This window comes from Streptomyces sp. NPDC020845, assembly GCF_044334165.1.
GTDB lineage: Bacteria > Actinomycetota > Actinomycetes > Streptomycetales > Streptomycetaceae > Streptomyces.
In genome coordinates, this window is the sequence record NZ_JBIRSJ010000006.1 from 404,626 (window position 1) to 425,043 (window position 20,418).

The window sequence follows — 20,418 nt, forward strand, 5'->3', positions numbered from 1 at the left end:
TACCGCCCGATACGATCTACGGCACACATGTTTGCGGGGGGAAACTACATGGACGAACAGACGACGGGCGACGGTGACACCGTCGGGGCCGATGCCGGTGCCGGACGGCTGCGCCGCGCCCTGGCGGCGCGGCGCGCACGCGCGGCGCTGGCGGGTGGACTCGCTGCCGCGCTGGTGGCGGGATGGCTGGTCATCAGGGCCGGCGACGATGCGGCGAAGAGACACTGCTGGGGCGCCTGGTCACAGAGCGACGAGCCGTCGCTCCTCCTCGAGAGGGACGACCGCAGCTTCCGGGAGACGGCCCCGACGCCCGAACGCCCGCGCGGCTCGTGCACGATCACCGCGAGCTGGACCTACGGCACCGACGAGACCATCCACGAAAAGATCTCCGTCAGCTACGGCACCGGCCCGAAGGACGCGAAGAAGCGCCGCGCCTGGCTGGCCGCGCTCTTCGCCGACGCGAGAGACCAGCTTCCCGAGGGGCTGCCGGGCTTCGTCAGCAAGGGCTCCGCCGCGCTGGTGCTCCCCGAGAAGTGCGATGTCGACGGCCGCCCCTCGGTCGTGACCGTCAGCGGCGTGCAGAGCGACAACGAGGGCAACACCGCCAGTCTGCCGGGCGTCTCCTCCGAGCCGTGGCAGGCGGGGCAGGTGCTCGTCGACGTCGCCAACCGGGGCATGGAGAAGGCCGGTTGCGCGCCGGAGAAGCCGCTGGGATTCACCGCGCCCATAGTGTCGGTACACGCGCCTGACGGCACCTTCGACACCAGCTTCGCCCCGGGCGCCTGCCGGATCGACGGGCTCGGACCCGCACCCCGCCATGGCGAGGAGGACGAGGACGGCCTGCACTCCGCCGTGGGCCCGGTCGGCGACGACCTGCAGACCTGCGTCGTCTACTGGTCCGACAACATGGCCGCCCAGTTCAGCATGACCGCCCACCCCCGGCTGCTGAAGCTCTTCGACGGCCTCACCGGCGGCGCCCCGCTCGCCCGGGGCTGGCGCGGCCAGGGCTATACGGACGCGGATGGCGCGCTCGTCCGGACCCGGTGCGCGGGCCGTACGACGGTGATGTTCATGCAGAACACGGCCATCGCCAAGAGCACCCCGTTCGCCACCCCGTCCCGCGTCTTCCCCGTCTACGCCGCCGCGGTGGCCAAGCGCCTCGGCTGCGCCGCCGTCACACCACACGGAGAGCCGGCATGAGCAGCCCCGACGAGTGGCAGCGACAGGAGCACATCCGCCTCGCCACCGAGGCGGCGCGCAAGGGCCGGTGGGCGCGGCGTGGCCGACGAGCCTGGGGCCTGCTGCGGTCGCGGCCCGGTCAGCTGATCTCCGTGGGGGTCGTGGGCGCGCTCATCGGCGGCCTGCTGACCGCCTGGCAGACGACCGGCCTCCGGTGGTCGGACGAGAATGAGACCGTGTGCTGGGGGACACTCCCCAAGAAGGACGCGGAGGCGTTGTTCCGCTCCGAGCTCTCGGTCCGCGCGGAGGAGATCCGCCCGGACTACGGGAACGACAGCTCGCCCGATGCCCAGGGTGCCTGCCGGCTGGTGGCGCTGCGCGACGGCAGCCCCGTCGCGCATATCGACTTCCGGCTCCACCAGCTCGACGGGCGGTACGACCCGCAGGCCACGGGTTGGCTGGCGGACTTCCTCTCCCCGCTGGCGGTTCCGTTCGGCAAGGGATTCGTCGGGATGACCTCGGAGAACCGGACCTGGGTCGCGCTCCCCAGCGGTTGCTCCGACGGGGGGCTCTCCGACGGGCCCGCGGTCGTCGACGCGTCCTGGGGCAGGCTGCCGATGAGCTCCCGCGACAAGCCCCGCTGGCGGGATGCGGTGGCGCGGGCGACCGTCCGGCTCGCGAACGGCGCCATGCGCGCCCTGCACTGCGACGGCACGCTCCCGCTCCCCGGGAAACTTCCCGCGACCCCGCGCGAGAAGGACACCGAGCCACGACGGCTCTGCGGCGTCGACGGGCTGGCACTGGCCCCCCTCTCCAAGGACGAGCGCTACCAGCTCGAAGGCACGCTGCTCGCGCACAGCCCCGGGACGGCCCGCGTCTGCGGCGTCGGTCTCGGTGCCGCCGCGACCCGGGCGCGGCTGCGGCTGGTCACCATCGAGGACCCGCGGCTCGCCCAGGTCCTCGCCGACCTGGGCGCGGCCTTCGGGCGGCGCGAGTTCGACAAGAGAGGCGGCAGTTCCGCCGGCCCGGGCCTGGCTCTGTACCAGACCTCGTGCCAGACCGGTCTGGTCGTCTTCCTCGTCCAGGACGAGGGCACCCGCATGGACGACCTTCCGCGCAGGCTCCTCCCCCGCTACGCCGCCGCCGAGGCGGAGCGGCTCGGCTGCGGCCCGGTGAAGGTCGAGCTGCCGCGCTGACCGCCGGACGCCGAGGAAGCCGCCACTCGCAGGAGGCCACTGACCACGGCAGCCTGCGGGTTACGCGCTGGTCTCGCGTTCGGAACATCGGAGGCATGTATGGCCCAATACCAGGGCTACGCTGGACACATGAGTGCAGACCTGGCAAGGCGAGTCAGAGAGGCACGGAAGCGCGCTGGACTGACACAGAAGGAGTTGGCGCGGCTGTCGGGCGTGTCCCTGTCCTGGATTCGAGCGCTGGAACAGGGGGCCTACACGGACACCCGGTTGGAGACCGCACGCAAGATCGCGGCGGCTGTCGGCGTTCCCACAACGGCGCTGATAAAAGATCACGCCGAGGAACCGGCGGACGCGGCGACTGCCGCCCAGTGGGAGCCCGTAAGCGCTGCCATCCTGAACCCGCTCAGCGTCCCCGAGGAACCTGCCCAACCACCCACCGTCGAAGGTGTGCGGGACGCGCTGACTGCTGCTACTCCGCTCTTCTCGGATGACGCCTTCAGTGAACTTCGCGCAATTCTCCCGCACTTGCTACGAGACGCGGACAGACTTGCGGAACTCGAACCGGCTGGACAGTCGGTGCATGCCAGGCTGTTGCAATTGACCGGCTGGTTGCTGACGCAATCCCGCGAGTTCGATGCTGCGGAAGTCGCTCTGAGCCGTGCGTTCGATGCAGCTCCCGACGCACTTCACGCAGCTACCACCGTAAGCACGCAATGTTGGCTACTCCTGCGGAGGGGGCGATTGGCTGATGCTCGGGAACTGGCGATTCGGTGGGCCGATGATGTCGAGCCACGCATGTCCCGAGCAACGACGGATGAACTGTCCGCTTGGGGTTGGCTTCTGTTGCGGGTATCAGCCGCCAGCATCCGAGACGGCCGGGATGATGAGGCGAAGGCAGCTTTGCGGCTGGCTAAGTCAGCAGCCGTAGCCATGGGAAAGGAAGCAGTTCCTAGCCAGGATTTCCTCAGGGCATTTGGGCCCGTGACTGTGGACTTGAAGCGTGCCGAAAATGCGATGGTGTCAGATCATCCGGACGAGGTCCTGCGGATTGCGTGCAGCAATCCGGCCGAACGGCTCAGCTCAACGTCGAATAACCGTAACCGGCATCTACTAGATGTCGCTGACGCGCACTCGCAGATGCGCGAATATTCGGAAGCCATCGACACACTGACGCGAATCCGAGTCGCGTCCCCGCAGTGGTTGCCAAATCAGCGGTACGCACGTGACATCCTCGGGAGAATTGTTGAGAAGCGCCGGACGCTGACGCCGGAGATGCGCGAGTTGGCTATGGCTGTCCGTCTGCCCCTGTAGCTCATGCATTCACTGGTACTTCGAACCGGCGGGCGCTCCAACTACCAGTGACATGATTAGTGGGTTTCGTCACCCTGGGGCTACCCCGACCCTCAGGGAGGCACCCGTGACCCTCGAAACCGCTCCCCCGTCGACGACTCCCCCCAGGCAAGAGACACACCGCGCACTGGATGAGCTGCGTGCGGCGCTGGACATGCACTGCGCGCGGGGGGGGGTTGCCTTGCCTGAGCGCGAAGTCTCCGAGCACCCCCGCGCCGCTGACATTGAGCAACTTCAAGCGGCGTACCTCATGCACCGGGCCGAGTGCGAGACGTGCACGCCCGACCAGTCGTGCGCCATAGCGCGTCGGCTGGAAGAGGCGCGGCGTGCGGCGGGAGCGTCATGAGCGCGAACTGTGCGGAGTGCGCCCGCCTGGAGCGCGAGAAGGAAGCGGCGCGCAGGGCCGGAGACCTGAGCAAGGTCACCGACTGTGCCGTGTTATTGAGGCGGCACCCGGACCACGGCAAGGAGAGCGCTCGCGCTGGAGGGGAGCGGGTATGACTCGGGCTGTCTACCGATTCCGTGAGTTCCAGCTCATCCCCGACACCGAGCCTGACGCCGAACCGCTCACGTTCGCCATGCAGTGCGCGGTGTGCGAGCAGACCGGGGACCCCAGCGACGAGCAGGCCGCCGCGCACACCTGGGCGACCGGCCATCTGAAAGCGCAGCCGGAGCACTACACCTATCGGGAGATCATCACCCGTCCCTGCCGGTTCGAGCCAGGGGCGTGGCAGTGACGCGAACCATCCTGAAAGGCTCGGATCTGGTGCTCAGTGCCGAACGCGCGCAGGGTGCGCCGGACGGGATTTATCTCGCCGAGTGCATGACGTGCCCGGCCACGTCGGGGCGGGTGGACAGCGATCCCGGTCCCGTCGCGCGCTGGGCCATCCTCCACGCCCAGCAACAAGGGCTGAATCATGGGCAGTTCCTCGTGACTGTTGAGCGTCACTGGCGCGTGGACCCCGTACGCACCCCGGACGGCCACGGCACGGCCATGCTGCCCCCGGCCCGCAGTGCCGGCACCGCCGGCCGGGCGGCGCCCGCCGCGCACCGCGCCCCCGGACGCTGGGGCCCCTGCTGGCGGCGCACTGCGGCGTGGCTGGGGCGACTCGCCGGGCCGCTGGTCCTGACCACGTTCATGGTGGCTGCCGCACTCGGCGGCTACCTCATCGGGACCGGCCAGGACACCGGCCGACCCGCCGATGACGCCCGCACGGTCGGGGACCTCCGCCCCTGATCCCGGCAGCGAACGGCGAACGGGCCGCACCCCCTCACCGAGGTGTGCGGCCCGTCCGTCTGGCTTCCGCCCGGGACTTACTTCCGGATCAGCGAGCGCAGCACGTACTGCATGATGCCGCCGTTGCGGTAGTAGTCCGCCTCACCGGGGGTGTCGATGCGTACGACCGCGTCGAACTCGACGCCGGTGTCCGTGGTGACCTTGACGGTGCGCGGGGTGGTGCCGTCGTTCAGCTCGGTGACGCCCGTGATGGAGAAGGTCTCCTCGCCGGTCAGGCCCAGCGAGAGCGCCGAGGCGCCCTCCGGGAACTGGAGCGGCAGCACGCCCATGCCGATGAGGTTCGAGCGGTGGATGCGCTCGTACGACTCGGCGATGACGGCCTTGACGCCCAGCAGCGCGGTGCCCTTGGCGGCCCAGTCGCGGGAGGAGCCGGAGCCGTACTCCTTGCCCGCCAGGATCACCAGCGGGATGCCCGCGGCCTGGTAGTTCTGCGACGCGTCGTAGATGAAGGAGACCGGGGCGCCGTCCTGGGTGAAGTCGCGGGTGAAGCCGCCCTCGGTGCCCGGCGCGACCTGGTTGCGCAGCCGGATGTTGGCGAAGGTGCCGCGGATCATGACCTCGTGGTTGCCTCGGCGCGAGCCGTAGGAGTTGAAGTCGCGGCGCTCGACGCCGTGCTCGGTGAGGTACTTGCCGGCCGGGGTGTCGGCCTTGATGGCACCGGCCGGGGAGATGTGGTCGGTGGTGACCGAGTCTCCGAGCTTGGCGAGCACCCGGGCGCCGGTGACGTCCTGGACCGGCGCCGGGTCCATCGTCATGCCCTCGAAGTACGGGGGCTTGCGGACGTAGGTGGACTCCGGGTCCCACTCGAAGGTGTTGCCGGTCGGGATGGGCAGCGCCTGCCACTGCGCGTCGCCCGCGAAGACGTCGGCGTAGCTGGTGTTGAACATCTCCTGGCCGATCGCGGAGGCGACGACCTCCTCGACCTCCTTCTCGGAGGGCCAGATGTCGGCCAGGTGGACGGGGTTGCCGTCCTGGTCGGTGCCGAGCGCGTCCTTGGTGATGTCCACCTTCATGGAGCCCGCGATGGCGTACGCGACGACCAGCGGCGGGGACGCCAGGTAGTTCATCTTGACGTCCGGGTTGATCCGGCCCTCGAAGTTGCGGTTGCCGGACAGCACGGAGGTGACGGCGAGGTCGGCCTCGTTGACGGCCTTGGAGACCTCCTCCGGCAGCGGGCCGGAGTTGCCGATGCAGGTGGTGCACCCGTAGCCGACGAGGTTGAAGCCGAGCTTGTCGAGGTACGGGGTGAGGCCGGCGCGGTCGTAGTAGTCCATGACGACCTTGGACCCGGGGGCCAGGGTGGTCTTGACCCACGGCTTGCGGGTCAGGCCCTTCTCCACGGCCTTCTTGGCCACGAGGGCGGCGGCGACCATGACGTACGGGTTGGAGGTGTTGGTGCAGGAGGTGATCGCGGCGACGGTGACGGCGCCGTGGTCGATCTCGTACTGGCTGCCGTCGGGGGCGATGACCGGGGTCGGCTTGGTCGGCATGCCGTTGTGGTCAATGGCCGGGGAGTCGGAGGCCGGGAAGGACTCCTTGCCCGTCTCCTCGTCCTCCGAGACGTAGTTGCGCACGTCCTGGGCGAACTGCTCGGCGGCCTCGGCCAGCACGATCCGGTCCTGCGGGCGCTTGGGGCCGGCGATCGACGGGACGACCGTCGACAGGTCCAGCTCCAGCTTCTCGGAGAAGTCGGGCTCGGCGGCCGGGTCCAGCCACAGGCCCTGCTCCTTGGCGTACGCCTCGACGAGCGCGAGCTGCTGCTCGCTGCGGCCGGTGAGCTTGAGGTAGCTGATGGTCTCGCCGTCGATCGGGAAGATCGCGGCGGTGGAGCCGAACTCCGGCGACATGTTGCCGATGGTGGCGCGGTTGGCGAGCGGGATGGACGAGACGCCCTCGCCGTAGAACTCGACGAACTTGCCGACCACACCGTGCTTGCGCAGCATCTCGGTGATCGTCAGCACCAGGTCGGTGGCGGTGGTGCCGGTCGGCAGCGAGCCGGTCAGCTTGAAGCCGACGACGCGCGGGATCAGCATCGAGACCGGCTGGCCCAGCATCGCGGCCTCGGCCTCGATGCCGCCGACGCCCCAGCCCAGCACGCCCAGGCCGTTGACCATGGTGGTGTGCGAGTCGGTGCCGACCAGGGTGTCGGGGTACGCCTGTCCACCCCGGACCATGACGGTGCGGGCCAGGTGCTCGATGTTGACCTGGTGGACGATGCCGGTGCCCGGCGGGACGACCTTGAACTCGTCGAACGCGGTCTGGCCCCAGCGCAGGAACTGGTAGCGCTCCTTGTTGCGCCCGTACTCCAGCTCCACGTTCTGGGTGAAGGCCTCGGGGGTGCCGAAGCGGTCGGCGATGACCGAGTGGTCGATGACCAGCTCGGCGGGGGCGAGCGGGTTGATACGGGCGGCGTCGCCGCCCAGCTCCTTGACGGCCTCGCGCATGGTGGCGAGGTCCACAACACACGGCACGCCGGTGAAGTCCTGCATGATCACGCGGGCCGGCGTGAACTGGATCTCCTGGCTGGGCTGGGCGCTCGGGTCCCAGTTGCCCAGCGCGCGGATGTGGTCGGCGGTGATGTTCGCGCCGTCCTCGGTGCGGAGCAGGTTCTCCAGCAGCACCTTGAGGCTGTACGGCAGACGGGCGGACCCCTCCACCTTGTCCAGCCTGAAGATCTCGTACGACTCGTCGCCCACCTGCAGTGTGCTACGGGAGTCGAAGCTGTTCGCCGACACGACAGTCTCCTTCATGCATGATCTCGCGCGTACTACCGCAATCCTGCCGCCCCATGCCCTCGCCCATCAGGTAAGGTCAGGCTTAGTTAGGCAAGCCTTACTGGCGCGGCCGCGGTGCGCCTTCCGGCGGATATCTCGATGTCAAGATAACCCTAATACATGGACCGCCGCACGGCGGGCTCGCACTGCCGTTGACTGCCGGCCATTCCGAGCAGGTGTTGGGCGTCGGCGGGGACGGGCAGGGCCCGGTCGGCGAGGTCGGCGGGGGTTTCGGGGTGGGCGGGGTTGATACGCACGAGGCGTGCATGGGGGAGGCTGCGGGTGAGGTGTTCGCCGGGCCATCGGATCACGCCGGGGGTGTTGAATCCGGCGCCGAACTCCAGGATGAGCAGACGGGTGCCGGAGGGGGCCGTGCCCAGCCAGTCCTGGAGGCGGCGGCCCGCGGGGAGATAGGGGGAGTCGATGAACTCGGGTCCGACGCGGACGTTGATCTCGACCTCGCCGCCGCAGTTGGGGCAGCGGGGCAGGGCGTCGGGGTCGGTGACGGCGCCGGTGTCCGGGTCGTACGCGGCGAGGAGCCGTGCGACGAGAGGCTCACTGTCCCAGACGGCGGGGGCGCAGGGGGTGGTGCACTGGTATCGGCCGTAGTCGCCCTGCGGGGTGAATATCCGGTCGGGAGCGAAGCCGTTGCGGGCGAAGAGGCCGTCCACGTTGGACGTCATCACCCAGTGGTCCTTGTCGCCGACCAGTTCGCGCAGCCGCTGGTAGAGGGGGTTGGGGGTGGGCGAGAAGCGGATGTCGTCGATGTGGACGGCCCAGTAGCCCCACAGCAGGTCGGGCGGCAGGGGCACGCCGACCAGGTAGCGGGAGCGCAGGCCGAGGCGGTGCAGGGCGGGGAAGAGCTCCTGGAAGCGGTCTTCGTCGCCGTAGTCGTATCCGGCGGCGGCGCTGAGTCCGGCCCCGGCCGTGATCAGGACGCGGTCGGCCTCGGCGAGCCAGCTGCGTATCGTGCCGGCGGCGCCTTCCGGGTCGAAGGTGGGATGGTTCATCGGGGCTGGATCCCTTCGGTCAGCGCACGGACGTAGGCGGCGCGGTCGTCGTCCGTGTACACGTTGAAGATCACGCGGTCGAGGCGGGCGGGGTGGCGGTCGAACCAGTCGGCCACGGTGTCCAGGGCGATGCGGGCGGCGGGCGTCTTGGGGTAGCCGTAGACGCCGGTGCTGATTCCGCAGAACGCGACGGTGCGCAGGCCGTCCACCTCAGCGGCGAGATCGAGACAGGCGCGGTACGAGGCCGCCAGAGCTCGCTGGTGCCGCGGGAGCACGGGGCCGTCGACGATCGGGCCGACGGTGTGCAGGACGTAGCGGGCGGGCAGGTGGTAGCCCCGGGTGATCTTGGCGGTGCCGGTCGGCTCCGGGTGGCCCTGCAGGGACATGATCGTGTGGCAGTCGGCGCGCAGGCGGGGGCCTGCCGCGGCGTGGATGGCGTTGTCGATACACGGGTGCATCGGGGTGAAGCAGCCCAGTAGGGCACTGTTGGCGGCATTGACGATGGCGTCCGCGTCAAGGGTGGTGATGTCGCCCTGCCACAGCGCCGTACGGTCGGCGGCCGAGTACGTGGTGCCGGGAAGCGTGTCGCGGACGGTGGGGAGCGAGGCCGCGCCGGTGGTGTCGCGCGCCAGGCGTTCACCAGCCAGGAGCGCGTCCAGCACCCGGGCGGCCCCGGCGGGCAGCGGGTCAGGTTCCCGGACGGTCAGCACGGCGCGCAGCAGCCGCCGGGCGGTGGCTTCGTCGACCCGGTCCGCCGCGCCGGGTCGCCATCCGGCCCGCGCTGCCGCCGGGTCGTCGCCCAGCAGACCGAGGACCTCGCGGACCTGGTCGGCGGGGTGAGTGGCCGGGGCATGTCGGGCGACGGGCCGGAAGGGTTCATCCAGGGTGATGGCGGTGGTGTAGGCATCGAGCGGCAGTGCGGTGGTGTACACGGGAGTCTCCGGCAGTGGGGACGCGCCGCCGCGGCCACCCGGCGTTGCCTGGTCGGCGCGGCGGCGCGTCCGTTCGTTCGGGCGGGTTCGCGGGTTCGAGGGTTTGGTGTGGAGTTCGGCGACGCGGCCGCCGCCCGCCCGGTCGCGGGCGTCAGAACAGACCGTTGTCGTGGGGGAGCTCGGCCGCGATCGGGGCGATGACGTCCCAGTGCTCGACGATCTTGCCGTCGGCCACGCGGAAGAGGTCGTAGTACGCGACGGGGACACCGAACTCGCCCTCGGACTGGAGCAGGACGAACTCGCCCTCGGCGATGACCTTGTGGACGGTCTTGTAGGCGAGGTTCTTGCCCTGCTCGGCCCACTTCGCGGCGGCGGCCCCGAAACCGTCCAGGCCGTCGGCGGCCTCCGGGTTGTGCTGGTGGTAGGTCTCGGTCGAGATGTAGTCGGTGAGCACCGAGTAGTCGGCACCGACCAGGACCTTCTGCGCGAACTCGGCGACCAGGGCGCGGTTGGCCTCGGTTGTCTCCGGCGCGGTGACCTCGGCGGGGCCGTCGGTCTGCGAACGGCCGGAGGCGGTGTCCTCGACCACCGGGGTCAGGGCGTCCCAGTGCTCGGCGAGCCTGCCGTCGGCGTCGACGCGGAAGATGTCGAAGGCGGCCAGCGGCTCGGGGCCGAAGCCGTGGTACGTGCCGTGCAGGGCCACCAGGTCGCCGTCGGCGATCACCCGGGCTCCCTCGTAACGGAAGCCCTCCGGCAGCCCGGCCACCAGCCCGCGCAGGGCCTCGGGGCCATCGGCGGCCAGGGCGCTGTGCTGGCGGTAGTCGGCGGCGACCCAGCGGTCCACCGCGCTCGGGTCCTTCCGGCCGAACAGCTCGCCGGCGGCGGACAGGACGGTGTTCTTGGCGTTGCTCATGACGGGTCGTCTCCTTGTGCGGTCAGGTCATTGGGTGGAGGGCTTGCGGACGGCTGTCGTCAGGCGCTGGTCGAGTGCGGCGGTCAGGGCAGCTGCCGTGGACGCCGCGCCGCCCATGTGGTCGGCGCCGTCAGCGGTGTGCAGCAGCAGCGTCGGGTAGGAGGTGACGCGCAGGCGGCGCAGCGCACGGAAGTCGGCGCGGGCCTTCTCCCGGCCGCCCGAGGACGCGTATGCCGTGGTCACGGCGTCCGCGTCCGCGCCGAGCTCGTCGGCTATATCCCGGTAGACCTCGGCGTCGGACAGGCTTCGGCCGTCGACGAACCACGCTCGTTGCACGGCCTCGGCCACATCCAGTTCGCTGATGCCCGGCTGGTCGCGCAGCGCGGACACTCCCGCCGCCGCGGCGGCCGAGTCCAGCACGGCCGTCCCTTGCGACAGCGCGCGCTCATGGCCCGCGCCGAAGACGACACCGGTCAACCGCGCGATACGGCCGTGCTCGGCCGGCAGGTGCGGGTAGTCCGCCACCCGCCGTGCTCGAGCACCGGTGTAGAGGCCGGCCGACAGGACATCGAGCCGGATGCGGTGTGCGTTGTCCTCGGCGAAGGCCCGCAGGGCCGGGCCGAAGCCGTAGCACCAGGGGCAGTACGCGTCGAAGGCGTACGTCAGCGAGGCTCGCTCCGCCGAAGGCATCACACTCCTCCCCTCTCGTCTCTTGCTTTTCCCTTACTGCTTTCCGACATCGTCTCGATGCCGGATCGGCTGACACCTCCAAGTTAGGGGCGATGAACAGGCCGAATCAGATACGCTGACGACTCACGATGGTCAAAAAGCGACATGATGCCGATCGCGGCATCCCGGAGATCTCCTTCGCCGCGCCTGCCGGAACCCCCGCGGGCGTCGAAGTGCTGCCCCTCGCCGGCCTGCGCCACCGCGTACGCGCCGAGCGGCTCACGGCCCCCCAGCGCCCGGACTTCCACCACCTGCTCACCCTCACCGGCGGAACCCTGTGGCACACGGTCGACTTCACCGCCTACGCCCTCGACCCCGGCTCCTGGCTCTGGGTGCGCCCCGGCCAGGTCCAGCAGTGGGGCGACCTGACCCACGCCGAAGGCACCCTGTTCCTGTTCCGCCAGGACTTCCTCGATCCGGCCACCACCGACGGCGCCCGCACGGAGGACCCGCACGCCCCGGTCCTGCGCCGGCCCCTTCCCGACGACGCCGCGGCCCTGCGGCTGGCCGCCGACCACCTCACCGCCGAGTTCCACGCACTCGGACAGCTGCCCCTGGAGGTCCACACCGCGGTCCTGCGCCACCTGCTGGCCGTCCTCGTCCTGCGCCTGACCCACCTCACCACGCCCGCCGGCAGTCCCGCACCCGAACCCGACCCCACCTACCTGCGCTTCCGTGACGCCGTGGAGAAGGACTTCACCCGCACCCGCCGGGTCGAGGACTACGCCGAGGCGCTCGGCTACTCGGCCCGCACCCTCTCCCGCGCCACCCTCGCCACCGCCGGCCTCGGCGCCAAGGAGTTCATCGACCGTCGCGTCGTCCTCGAAGCCAAGCGCCTCCTGGCCCACAGCGACCGGACCGCCGCCCGCATCGCCGGCCACCTCGGCTTCTCCAGCGCGACCCACTTCAGCAAGTACTTCCACCAGCGCACCGGACAGGCCCCGATCGCCTTCCGCGACACGGTCCGCGGGCACCCCGCGAAGTGAAACCCGGCGGCCGTAGGCCCGCGGGCGCCCCGCGTGGCGATCACCCGCGCCTCCGCGCACCATGAGGATCATGCGAAGGAGGACCGCATGGACTCCTCGGGCACTCCCTCCGAACCGCCTTCAGAACCGCCTTCAGAACCTCCGCTGAGCGCCACCGAGCGCCAGGAGTACGAGCGGCTGCGCAAGGCGGTCGCCGTCCGCCACCGCCGACTGCGGTACGCGGGCGCGTCGGTGCTGCTGGTACTTGCCGTGCTGCTGGCACCGCTCGCCATGGTCGCCACCTGGGCGCATGAGGAGGTCTCCGACACCGACCAGTACGTACGGACCGTTGCGCCGCTGGCCCACGACCCCTCCGTACAGAACGCCGTGACCGACCGGCTCACCAAACGCGTCGTCGACAACGTCGACGTCGCCGGGGTCACCGCCTCACTCACCAAGGCCCTCGACCGGGTCGGCGCCCCGCCCCGGGTGGCCGACAGCGCCCGGCTGCTGACCGGGCCGCTGAAGACGGCCCTCACCACCGCCGTCCACGACGTGGTGGCCAAGGTGGTGCACAGCGACCAGTTCGCCCAGGTGTGGACCGCCGCCAACCGCCGGGCGCACGCCGCCGTGGTGAAGGTCCTCACCGGCGAGGGGCCCAGCGCCGTCCAGGCCAGGGGGAACACCATCGTCCTGGACATCGGCACCCTCATCGACAACGTCAAACGCAGACTGGTCGACGCGGGCTACGAGAAGGCCGCGCACATCCCCACCGTGGAGCGGACGGTTCCGCTGCTGCGGACCGACAAGCTCGACAAGGCGCAGGACGCCATGCGGCTGCTCAACGTACTGGGCGTCTGGCTGCCGATCACGGCGCTCGTGCTCGCCGCCCTCGCCGTGGGGACGGCCCCCGCGCACCGGGTGGCGCTGATGAGCGTGGGCATCGGCGTCGCGGTGATGATGCTGGTGCTGCTCGTCGGCCTCGCCGTAGTGCGCCGGGTCTATCTGGACTCCGTCCCGCCCACCACGCTGCCCGAGGACGCCGCCGCCACCATCTACGACACCTTCGTGCGCTTTCTGCGCGAGAGCACCCGCACGATCCTGGTCATCGCGGTCATCACCGTGCTGTCCGGCTATCTGTACGGCCCCGGGCGCGGCGCCCGCGCCGTGCGCTCGGGGGCCGCCCGCGCCACAGGCGCCACCGGCCGGGCCCTGGCCCGCGCCGGTGTGCGTACGGGCGTTACGGGCCGCTGGCTGGACGGCCACCGCGGCTGGACCACCGGGGTCGTCATCGGCGGCGGCGCGCTCGCCCTCGTCCTGTGGAACCACCCCACCCCGGCGTCCGTGGCGCTCGTCCTGGGCCTCGTCGTCCTCGTCCTGGTGCTGCTGGGCGTCGCCGCGGCGGCGGCGAACGGCGGTCACAAGCACCCGTTATCGGCGGTGGCGGCAGCTGGGGTGAACTCCTGGGACCGTCCGAGGTGGCAGCCTGGAACGCAGGAGGCAGGCGGTGAGTTCCGACGGAGACGAACACCGGCCACCCCGGTTCGGCGGAGCACGGAGTGTCCTGGCCGCGGCGCGCTCCCTGTCAGTCGCCGGGCCGGTCGCCCGGCTGACGGAGCGGCTGCTGGCGGTCAACACTCTGGAGGCCGCCAGCCGACTGGCCGCGCAGGCGTTCCTGACTGCCTTGCCGCTGCTGATGGTGGTGGCGGCCTTCGCTCCCGAGGGCTGGAAGGGCCTGCTGGCGGACTCCGTGCGCTCGGTGGTCGGTGTGCGCGGCAAGGCGCTGGAAGAGCTGCGCCGGGCGCTCGCCGCGTCCGGTACGACGAGGAAACCCTCGGGCGCCGTGGGTCTCCTGGTCGCGCTGGTGTCGGCCACGGCCTTCAGCCGGGCCTTGCAGACGGTCTGCGAGCGGTGCTGGAACCTGCCCAGGGCGAGGATGCGCGTGGCGGCGTGGCGCTGGCTGCTGTGGGTGCTGGTCTGGCTGGCGGTGCTGTTCGTCCAGGCGCCGGTGCGCAGGGGCTTCGGCACCGGGATCGTCTCGGGGCTCGTGCTGTCCCTGCTGTCGGCCGTCCTGCTGTGGTGGTGGACCCAGCACCTGCTGCTGGGCGGCCGGGTCGGATGGCTGCCGCTGCTGCCGGGCGCGGTGCTCGCGGGCACCGGCACCGTCGCGCTGGGCTATGCCTCCCGTCTGGTCATGCCGCGTGCCATGGACCGCAGCCTCGCCGACTTCGGCCCCCTCGGCCCCGTCTTCACGCTGCTGTCCTGGCTCATCGTGGTGTTTCTGATCGTGGTGGCGGGACTGGCGATCGGCCAGCTGGTGGCCTCCTCCGCCTGGTACGCGCGGCTGGTCGCCCGGCCGCCGGACACCCCGGATTCGAACGCTCGCCCACCTGACGCTCCCTGAGCGTCAGGCGCCCGGAGATGAGGTCATCGGGTGCCGGGCGAGCCGGAATACTGAAGCGATGGATCCGCACCTGCTCCGCACCTTCGTGTCCGTGGCCCGCCGCGCGTCCTTCTCGGAGGCCGCGCGCGACCTGGGGTTCCCCCCGTCAGCCGTGTCCCGGCACATCGCCACGCTCGAAGCGGATCTGCGGACCCCGCTGCTGACCCGGCGTCCGGTGGCGCCGACCGCGGCGGGCGCGCGGCTGCTGGAGCACGCGGGCCCACTGCTGCACCGGCTGGACGCGGCCCGCGCGGATGTCGAGCGCCTCGCCGGAGCCACCACCGCGCGCCTTACGCTCGGCGCCTCGCCGCCCGCCATGACGCCCCGGGTCGCGGCGGCCCTGGCCGAGGTGCGCCGGGCCCACCCGGGCGTGCGGACGGCCGTACGGCTCCTGGGCCGCGACGAGATCCCCGCGGCCATGGCCACCGGACAGCTCGACCTCGGTCTGACCGACGGCCTGACGGCGCCCGGCGACCCCCTGCCGCTGCCCGACCTCGGCCCGCTGTCCACCCTGCCCATCGCCGAGGGCGCGCTCGTCGTCCCCCTCCCCGTCGGCCACCCCCTGACCCGCCGCCTCGGCCTGCGCCTGACCGACCTCGCCGGCCCCCGCTGGCGCTGGCTCGACGCCCCCGACGCCGCCGTCCCCCTGCGCCACCTGCGCGCCGTCGGCGGCACCGACGGCTTCCGCGCCGCCCTGCGGTACGAGGGCACCGACGTACGGGCCCTCCTCACCCTGGTCGCAGCGGGCCACGGCCTGACCCTCCTCCCCCACTCGGCCACCAAGGGCGCCCCCGGCATCGTCGCGATCCCCCTGGTCTCCCCACGCCTCGTACACCGCGTCGAACTCCTCCACGGGACGCCCCTGGACGACCCGGCCGCGGACTTCGCGGAGCTGGTGGCGGGGATGAGGGCGGGTGGTCACCTGTACGAGTGATCGCCGGGGCGAAACACCCCAGGTCGTGAAGGATTGCGATAGACCTTGCGCAGTCGTCATGCTGCAGTTACGTCGCCTGGTGGAGGACCGATGAGCGCACAACCCCATTCGGACACGGCTTCGTACGTGGCCGACGACCCCGAAACCGCGCTGAAGTACGCGATCCAGCACATCGAGGGAGACCGAGTGCAGATCGTCGAGGGGGTCATCCAACACATCGTGCCGTCGTGGGATCATGAAAATGTCGCTGACAAGATCCGTCGGCAGATCAGTCCTGTAGTCGACAAACTGGAGTGCTTGACAGGTTCGGGAGATCTCGATCTCCCTGGCACCGCTAACTGGTTCGTACCAGATCTCGCCGTCGTGCCCGGAGATCTGGCAAAGGGCGCCGGAGCGCTGTTGCCCGGCCAGACCCTACTGGTCGTCGAGGTCACCTCAGACTCGAACGGGGACACCGATCGGATCGTCAAGCGCCGCCGCTACGCCGAGTACGGCGCCCCGTTGTATCTGCTGGTCGACCGGCAGGAGCGCACCTGCACCCTCTACAGCCAGCCCGGGGATCTGGGCTACACCGAGGTGCACGGCCCGCATCCGTTCGGGACACCCATCCACCTCCCCGACCCGTTCGACCTGGAGCTGGACACCTCCGAGTTCTGACCCCCGCTCTCACCGCCTCAACCGCCCGTGAGGCCGTTGCGCACCAGGGCCAGCAGTTCGTCGTCGGAGAGCCCGATCGCGCGGGCCTGGCTGACCAGGCCGTGGACGCCCTCGACGAGGCGGGCGCGGCCGGCGGAGGTGGGGGTGCCGGTGACGACGGCGCCGCGGCCGCGGCGCAGTTCGATCAGGCCCTCTTCGCGGAGCCGTTGGTAGCCGCGCAGGACGGTGTGCACATTGACGCCGAGGGAGTCGGCGAGGGCGCGGGCGGCGGGGAGGCGTTCGCCGGGGTGGACCGTGCCGTCGGCGATGGCGCGGCGTACGGAGGCGGCGATCTGATCGCCGAGCGGGACCGGGGAGCCGGGATCGACCGTGAACAGCATGTCAGCTCGCGTCCACGGGGCGGCCAGCGCCGCGGGCCGCCCGGTCGATGAGCGTGTTGAGCAGCGCCGCGGCGGTGCGGGCGTCGTCCACTGTCACCACGAACTCCTTGCCGGTGGTCAGCCGCAGACACAGCGCGTCCCCGGAGCGCAGCACCAGGCCGCTGCGCCCCGCCCTGATCCGGTAGCCCCAGCCGCCGAAGTCGTCGTACGCGCTCACCTGTCGGCTGGTGGCCTCCTCGATACGGCCGAGCGGCACCCGCAGCCGGGGCAGCCGGACGACGGGCGGGGACACGGTCAGGCCGCGCCGGTCGACGGTGACCCGGCAGCCGGACAGCAACACGGCGATCACCCCCATCACGGCCATCGGCAGCCCGCTTCCTGGGCTCACCGTAAAGGCCAGCACCGCGCCCACGCACGCGAGGGCCAGCCCGACGCCGAGCAGCACGCGTGAGGTGACGGTGCGGGTCCAGCTGGCGACCTCGCTCTCGCGGAGCGGCAGGCGGTGCGGCTCTTCGGCGGGCTCGTCGGCGGGCGTGGCGTCCGCCCCGGCCAGCAGCCAGCCCAGCGCCGCGGCGGGCAGCGCGCAGGCCAGGGCCACGGCCAGCTGCCACATGGGGAGGCGGACGTCGGCGGCGTCGGGGACGTCGGCGTTGGCGAAGAGCGTGGCGGGGAAGAGGTAGCCCAGCAGCCCCGACTCCCCGTACGCGAACGCGGCCATCAGGCGCAGCGAGCCGATGCCCCGGCTGCCCCGGCTCGAGCGGTGCACGAGGACGGCGAAGACCGCCCCCTGGACCCCGAGCAGGGTCAGGGCCACCCCGACGAAGGAGCCCGCGCTGGAGAAGCCGTCGGCCTTGCCGCTCGCCGGGAAGTGGGTGGCGAGCGGGTCGGGGAGCCGGTCGCGCAGGGCCGCGTACGTCGTGAGGACGGCGGCGCAGGCGAGGGCGAAGGGGAGGGCGACCACCAAGGTGCGACGTAGCGGTTGATGCACGGATGCCTCCTGTGAGCTGCCGCCGTGGGTCGGGCGCGGCGTGCGCCGAGTCGTTCACTGAGTCGTTCGCCGAGCTGTTCGCTGAGCCGTTCGCGTATCAGCTGTTCGCATCGTAGTTGTTCGCATTCAATTAGAACAACTGGTTTGCCGGGCAGGGTGCCGGCCGGCCCCTCACCCGAACGCCACCCCCGTCGCGCACGCATCTCATATTTGAGATAGCCTCTGCCGTATGACTGACGACTACCTCTCCCGTATCGGCAAGCTCATCCGCGACGCCCGCCAGCATCGCGGCTGGACCCAAGCGCAGCTCGCGGAAGCGCTCAACACCAGCCAGAGCGCGGTCAATCGCATCGAGCGAGGCAACCAGAACATCAGTCTTGAGATGATTGCCAGGATCGGCGAGGCCCTTGACAGCGAGATCGTCTCGCTCGGATACGCGGGGCCGATGCATCTGCGGGTCGTCGGCGGCCGGCGTCTCTCGGGCGCCATCGACGTCAAGACGAGCAAGAACGCATGCGTCGCTCTGCTGTGCGCCACGCTGCTCAACTCGGGCCGTACGACCCTGCGGAGGGTCGCCCGGATCGAGGAGGTCTACCGCATCCTGGAGGTGCTGGGCAGCATCGGCGTCCGCACCCGCTGGATCAACGACGGGGCCGATCTGGAGATCGTGCCGCCCGCCGAACTGGACCTCGACTCCATGGACACCGAGGCCGCCCGCCGTACCCGCAGCGTCATCATGTTCCTCGGCCCGCTGCTGCACCGTATGCGGCAGTTCAAGATCCCGTACGCGGGCGGCTGCGACCTCGGCACCCGCACCGTGCAGCCCCACATGACCGCGCTGCGCCCCTTCGGCCTCGAAGTCACCGCCACGGACGGGATGTACCACGCGCGGGTGGACCGCGAGGTGTCCCCGACCCGCGCGATCGTGCTGACCGAGCGCGGCGACACCGTCACCGAGAACGCGCTGCTGGCCGCGGCCCGGCACGACGGCGTCACCGTGATCCGCAACGCCTCCCCCAACTACATGGTCCAGGATCTGTGCTTCTTCCTGGAGGAGTTGGGGGTCAAGGTCGAAGGAATAGGGACCACCACGCTCACCGTGCACGGCCTCGCCGATATCGACCGGGACGTGGACTTCGCCCCGTCCGAGGACCCGGTCGAGGCGATGAGCCTGCTGGCCGCCGCGGTGGTCACGGAGTCGGAGCTGACGATCCGGCGGGTGCCGGTGGAGTTCCTGGAGATCGAACTGGCCGTACTGGACGAGATGGGCCTCGACCACGAGCGCAGCGCCGAGTACGCGGCGGACAACGGCCGTACGCGGCTGATCGACCTGACCGTACGGCCCTCCAAGCTCCAGGCGCCCATCGACAAGATCCACCCGATGCCGTTCCCCGGCATCAACATCGACAACGTGCCCTTCTTCGCGGCCATCGCCGCGTCCGCGCAGGGCTCCACGCTGATCCACGACTGGGTCTACGACAACCGGGCCATCTACCTCACCGAGTTGAACCGCCTCGGCGCCCACGTCAAGCTCCTCGACCCGCACCGGGTACTGGTCGAGGGCCCGACGCGGTGGCGGGCGGCCGAGATGATGTGCCCGCCGGCGCTGCGCCCCGCGGTGGTGGTGCTGCTGGCGATGATGGCGGCGCCGGGGACGTCGGTGCTGCGCAATGTGTATGTGATCAACCGGGGTTATGAAGACCTGGCGGAGCGGCTGAACTCGATCGGCGCGCAGATCGAGATCTTCCGGGACATCTGATCGGCCGGCGTGCCCCAACCGCCCCGGCCCGTCGATCAGGCGGGCCGGGCCGACGGTTGGGCCCCTCCGGCACCGCGGCGCAGGAAGCGGATCACGGGGTGGCCGGGTTCGGTGGTGACCTCGGTGCGGACGGCGTAGACCTGCTCGATGAGGGCGGGAGTCAGGACCTCGGCCGGGGTGCCCTCCGCGACGGCGCGGCCGTCGCGGAGGACCAGCAGCCGGTCGCAGTACATCGCGGCGAGGTTGAGGTCGTGCAGGGCGATCACGGTGGTGGCCGGGAGGCCCGCGACCAGTTCCAGCAGGTCGAGTTGGTGCTGGATGTCGAGGTGGTTGGTGGGCTCGTCGAGCAGGAGTTCGCGGGGTTCCTGGGCGAGGGCGCGGGCGATCTGGGTGCGCTGGCGTTCGCCGCCGGACAGGGTGTGCCAGGACTGGGCGGCCCGGTCGGTCAGTCCGGTGCGGGCCAGGGCCGCGGTGACGGCCTCGGCGTCGGCCGCCGTGGGCGGGGTCCAGGCGCGGCGGTGCGGGATCCGGCCGAGGGCCACGACGTCGCGGACGGTCAGTTCGGTCTGGGTGTGGGCGTGCTGTTCGACGGTGGCGATACGCCGGGCGGTGGCGCGGCGGCCGACCTCCGGCAGCGGGCGCCCGTCCAGGGTGACGACCCCGGCGGTGGGGGCGAGGACGCCCGCGAGCAGTCTGAGCAGCGTCGACTTGCCCGAGCCGTTGGGGCCGAGCAGGCCGACCGTCTCGCCGGGGCCGAGGGTGAGGGTGAGGCCGTCGACGATGACCTTGTCGGCGGTGCGGCGGCTGACCCGGTCCGCGCGCAGACCGGTCATGCCTGGCTGCGCTCGGCCGGTCATGCCTGGCTGCGGTCGACCGGTCATGTCTTGCTCCGCTCGGCCGGTCATGTCCCGC

Annotated in this window: 20 protein-coding genes; 10 read left to right on the top strand and 10 right to left on the bottom strand. The window is 71.0% G+C overall.

Annotated elements, in window-relative coordinates; translation table 11 throughout:
* Positions 1 to 48 precede the first annotated feature (48 nt).
* From ACH4U7_RS17525 to ACH4U7_RS17545, 5 genes are all read left to right on the top strand, one after another.
* Entirely contained in the window at positions 49 to 1,200 is a 1,152-nt protein-coding gene (locus tag ACH4U7_RS17525) for a hypothetical protein (RefSeq protein ID WP_398528778.1), read from the top strand.
* Positions 1,197 to 2,375, top strand: coding sequence for a hypothetical protein (locus ACH4U7_RS17530; protein ID WP_398528779.1), 1,179 nt, complete (start codon positions 1,197 to 1,199; stop codon positions 2,373 to 2,375). The genes ACH4U7_RS17525 and ACH4U7_RS17530 overlap by 4 nt, the downstream gene beginning before the upstream one ends.
* 129 nt (positions 2,376 to 2,504) lie before the next feature.
* Positions 2,505 to 3,686: a helix-turn-helix transcriptional regulator gene (locus ACH4U7_RS17535; RefSeq protein ID WP_398528780.1), complete on the top strand. Its 1,182-nt coding sequence runs from the start codon at positions 2,505 to 2,507 to the stop codon at positions 3,684 to 3,686.
* Positions 3,687 to 4,222: 536 nt separating this feature from the next.
* On the top strand, positions 4,223 to 4,462 hold the full coding sequence (locus ACH4U7_RS17540; protein WP_398528781.1) for a hypothetical protein: 240 nt from the start codon (positions 4,223 to 4,225) through the stop codon (positions 4,460 to 4,462).
* Complete coding sequence (locus tag ACH4U7_RS17545; protein ID WP_398528782.1) at positions 4,459 to 4,962, top strand: hypothetical protein; 504 nt, start codon at positions 4,459 to 4,461, stop codon at positions 4,960 to 4,962. Before ACH4U7_RS17540 ends, ACH4U7_RS17545 begins: the two co-directional genes overlap by 4 nt.
* A 77-nt stretch (positions 4,963 to 5,039) precedes the next feature.
* On the opposite strand, the gene acnA is transcribed toward ACH4U7_RS17545, so the two are convergent.
* From acnA to ACH4U7_RS17570, 5 genes are all read right to left on the bottom strand, one after another.
* Complete coding sequence (gene acnA, locus ACH4U7_RS17550) at positions 5,040 to 7,757, bottom strand: aconitate hydratase AcnA (RefSeq protein WP_398528783.1); 2,718 nt, start codon at positions 7,755 to 7,757, stop codon at positions 5,040 to 5,042.
* Between the two features lie 152 nt (positions 7,758 to 7,909).
* On the bottom strand, positions 7,910 to 8,806 hold the full coding sequence (locus ACH4U7_RS17555; protein WP_398528784.1) for an NAD-dependent protein deacetylase of SIR2 family: 897 nt from the start codon (positions 8,804 to 8,806) through the stop codon (positions 7,910 to 7,912).
* Positions 8,803 to 9,738, bottom strand: coding sequence for a protein-ADP-ribose hydrolase (locus ACH4U7_RS17560; protein WP_398528785.1), 936 nt, complete (start codon positions 9,736 to 9,738; stop codon positions 8,803 to 8,805). The genes ACH4U7_RS17555 and ACH4U7_RS17560 overlap by 4 nt, the downstream gene beginning before the upstream one ends.
* A gap of 151 nt (positions 9,739 to 9,889) precedes the next feature.
* Entirely contained in the window at positions 9,890 to 10,651 is a 762-nt protein-coding gene (locus ACH4U7_RS17565; protein WP_398528786.1) for a nuclear transport factor 2 family protein, read from the bottom strand.
* Positions 10,652 to 10,678: 27 nt separating this feature from the next.
* A complete protein-coding gene (locus tag ACH4U7_RS17570) occupies positions 10,679 to 11,341 on the bottom strand; it encodes a DsbA family protein (RefSeq protein ID WP_398528787.1) in 663 nt (220 codons plus the stop codon).
* 128 nt (positions 11,342 to 11,469) lie between these two features.
* Here ACH4U7_RS17570 and ACH4U7_RS17575 point away from each other — a divergent pair, with 128 nt between their 5' ends.
* Positions 11,470 to 12,366: a helix-turn-helix transcriptional regulator gene (locus tag ACH4U7_RS17575; RefSeq protein ID WP_398528788.1), complete on the top strand. Its 897-nt coding sequence runs from the start codon at positions 11,470 to 11,472 to the stop codon at positions 12,364 to 12,366.
* A 132-nt stretch (positions 12,367 to 12,498) separates the two neighbouring features.
* On the opposite strand, the gene ACH4U7_RS17580 is transcribed toward ACH4U7_RS17575, so the two are convergent.
* Both ACH4U7_RS17580 and ACH4U7_RS17585 read right to left on the bottom strand, forming a co-directional pair.
* The gene (locus ACH4U7_RS17580; RefSeq protein WP_398528789.1) at positions 12,499 to 12,711 is read right to left on the bottom strand and encodes a hypothetical protein; all 213 of its coding nucleotides are present in this window, start codon (positions 12,709 to 12,711) and stop codon (positions 12,499 to 12,501) included.
* 81 nt (positions 12,712 to 12,792) lie between these two features.
* On the bottom strand, positions 12,793 to 13,767 hold the full coding sequence (locus ACH4U7_RS17585) for a hypothetical protein (protein ID WP_398528790.1): 975 nt from the start codon (positions 13,765 to 13,767) through the stop codon (positions 12,793 to 12,795).
* Positions 13,768 to 13,852: 85 nt separating this feature from the next.
* Here ACH4U7_RS17585 and ACH4U7_RS17590 point away from each other — a divergent pair, with 85 nt between their 5' ends.
* The 3 genes from ACH4U7_RS17590 (at position 13,853) to ACH4U7_RS17600 (ending at position 16,379) form a co-directional block, all read left to right on the top strand.
* Positions 13,853 to 14,749, top strand: a complete 897-nt coding sequence (locus ACH4U7_RS17590; protein WP_398528791.1) for a YhjD/YihY/BrkB family envelope integrity protein — start codon at positions 13,853 to 13,855, stop codon at positions 14,747 to 14,749.
* A gap of 58 nt (positions 14,750 to 14,807) precedes the next feature.
* Positions 14,808 to 15,722 (top strand): LysR family transcriptional regulator, encoded by a 915-nt coding sequence (locus ACH4U7_RS17595; RefSeq protein WP_398528792.1) that lies wholly within the window; start codon positions 14,808 to 14,810, stop codon positions 15,720 to 15,722.
* A 90-nt stretch (positions 15,723 to 15,812) separates the two neighbouring features.
* Positions 15,813 to 16,379, top strand: a complete 567-nt coding sequence (locus ACH4U7_RS17600; RefSeq protein ID WP_398528793.1) for a Uma2 family endonuclease — start codon at positions 15,813 to 15,815, stop codon at positions 16,377 to 16,379.
* Between the two features lie 17 nt (positions 16,380 to 16,396).
* Here ACH4U7_RS17600 and ACH4U7_RS17605 read toward each other — a convergent pair whose 3' ends face one another.
* Both ACH4U7_RS17605 and ACH4U7_RS17610 read right to left on the bottom strand, forming a co-directional pair.
* Complete coding sequence (locus ACH4U7_RS17605; protein WP_398528794.1) at positions 16,397 to 16,759, bottom strand: GntR family transcriptional regulator; 363 nt, start codon at positions 16,757 to 16,759, stop codon at positions 16,397 to 16,399.
* A 1-nt stretch (position 16,760) separates the two neighbouring features.
* The gene (locus ACH4U7_RS17610) at positions 16,761 to 17,747 is read right to left on the bottom strand and encodes a hypothetical protein (protein WP_398528795.1); all 987 of its coding nucleotides are present in this window, start codon (positions 17,745 to 17,747) and stop codon (positions 16,761 to 16,763) included.
* 229 nt (positions 17,748 to 17,976) lie between these two features.
* Here ACH4U7_RS17610 and ACH4U7_RS17615 point away from each other — a divergent pair, with 229 nt between their 5' ends.
* Positions 17,977 to 19,506, top strand: a complete 1,530-nt coding sequence (locus tag ACH4U7_RS17615) for a UDP-N-acetylglucosamine 1-carboxyvinyltransferase (RefSeq protein ID WP_398528796.1) — start codon at positions 17,977 to 17,979, stop codon at positions 19,504 to 19,506.
* A 35-nt stretch (positions 19,507 to 19,541) separates the two neighbouring features.
* Here ACH4U7_RS17615 and ACH4U7_RS17620 read toward each other — a convergent pair whose 3' ends face one another.
* Positions 19,542 to 20,339: an ABC transporter ATP-binding protein gene (locus ACH4U7_RS17620; RefSeq protein WP_398528958.1), complete on the bottom strand. Its 798-nt coding sequence runs from the start codon at positions 20,337 to 20,339 to the stop codon at positions 19,542 to 19,544.
* Positions 20,340 to 20,418: the final 79 nt, after the last annotated feature.

Bases quoted from the DNA above. Each gene is read 5' to 3' on its own strand.
- ACH4U7_RS17525 (WP_398528778.1), top strand. From the start codon at position 49: ATGGACGAACAGACGACGGGCGACGGTGACACCGTCGGGGCCGATGCC.
- ACH4U7_RS17530 (WP_398528779.1), top strand. From the start codon at position 1,197: ATGAGCAGCCCCGACGAGTGGCAGCGACAGGAGCACATCCGCCTCGCC.
- ACH4U7_RS17535 (WP_398528780.1), top strand. From the start codon at position 2,505: ATGAGTGCAGACCTGGCAAGGCGAGTCAGAGAGGCACGGAAGCGCGCT.
- ACH4U7_RS17540 (WP_398528781.1), top strand. From the start codon at position 4,223: ATGACTCGGGCTGTCTACCGATTCCGTGAGTTCCAGCTCATCCCCGAC.
- ACH4U7_RS17555 (WP_398528784.1), bottom strand. From the start codon at position 8,806: ATGAACCATCCCACCTTCGACCCGGAAGGCGCCGCCGGCACGATACGC.
- ACH4U7_RS17565 (WP_398528786.1), bottom strand. From the start codon at position 10,651: ATGAGCAACGCCAAGAACACCGTCCTGTCCGCCGCCGGCGAGCTGTTC.
- ACH4U7_RS17570 (WP_398528787.1), bottom strand. From the start codon at position 11,341: ATGCCTTCGGCGGAGCGAGCCTCGCTGACGTACGCCTTCGACGCGTAC.
- ACH4U7_RS17575 (WP_398528788.1), top strand. From the start codon at position 11,470: ATGGTCAAAAAGCGACATGATGCCGATCGCGGCATCCCGGAGATCTCC.
- ACH4U7_RS17595 (WP_398528792.1), top strand. From the start codon at position 14,808: ATGGATCCGCACCTGCTCCGCACCTTCGTGTCCGTGGCCCGCCGCGCG.
- ACH4U7_RS17600 (WP_398528793.1), top strand. From the start codon at position 15,813: ATGAGCGCACAACCCCATTCGGACACGGCTTCGTACGTGGCCGACGAC.
- ACH4U7_RS17605 (WP_398528794.1), bottom strand. From the start codon at position 16,759: ATGCTGTTCACGGTCGATCCCGGCTCCCCGGTCCCGCTCGGCGATCAG.
- ACH4U7_RS17615 (WP_398528796.1), top strand. From the start codon at position 17,977: ATGACTGACGACTACCTCTCCCGTATCGGCAAGCTCATCCGCGACGCC.
- ACH4U7_RS17620 (WP_398528958.1), bottom strand. From the start codon at position 20,339: ATGACCGGTCTGCGCGCGGACCGGGTCAGCCGCCGCACCGCCGACAAG.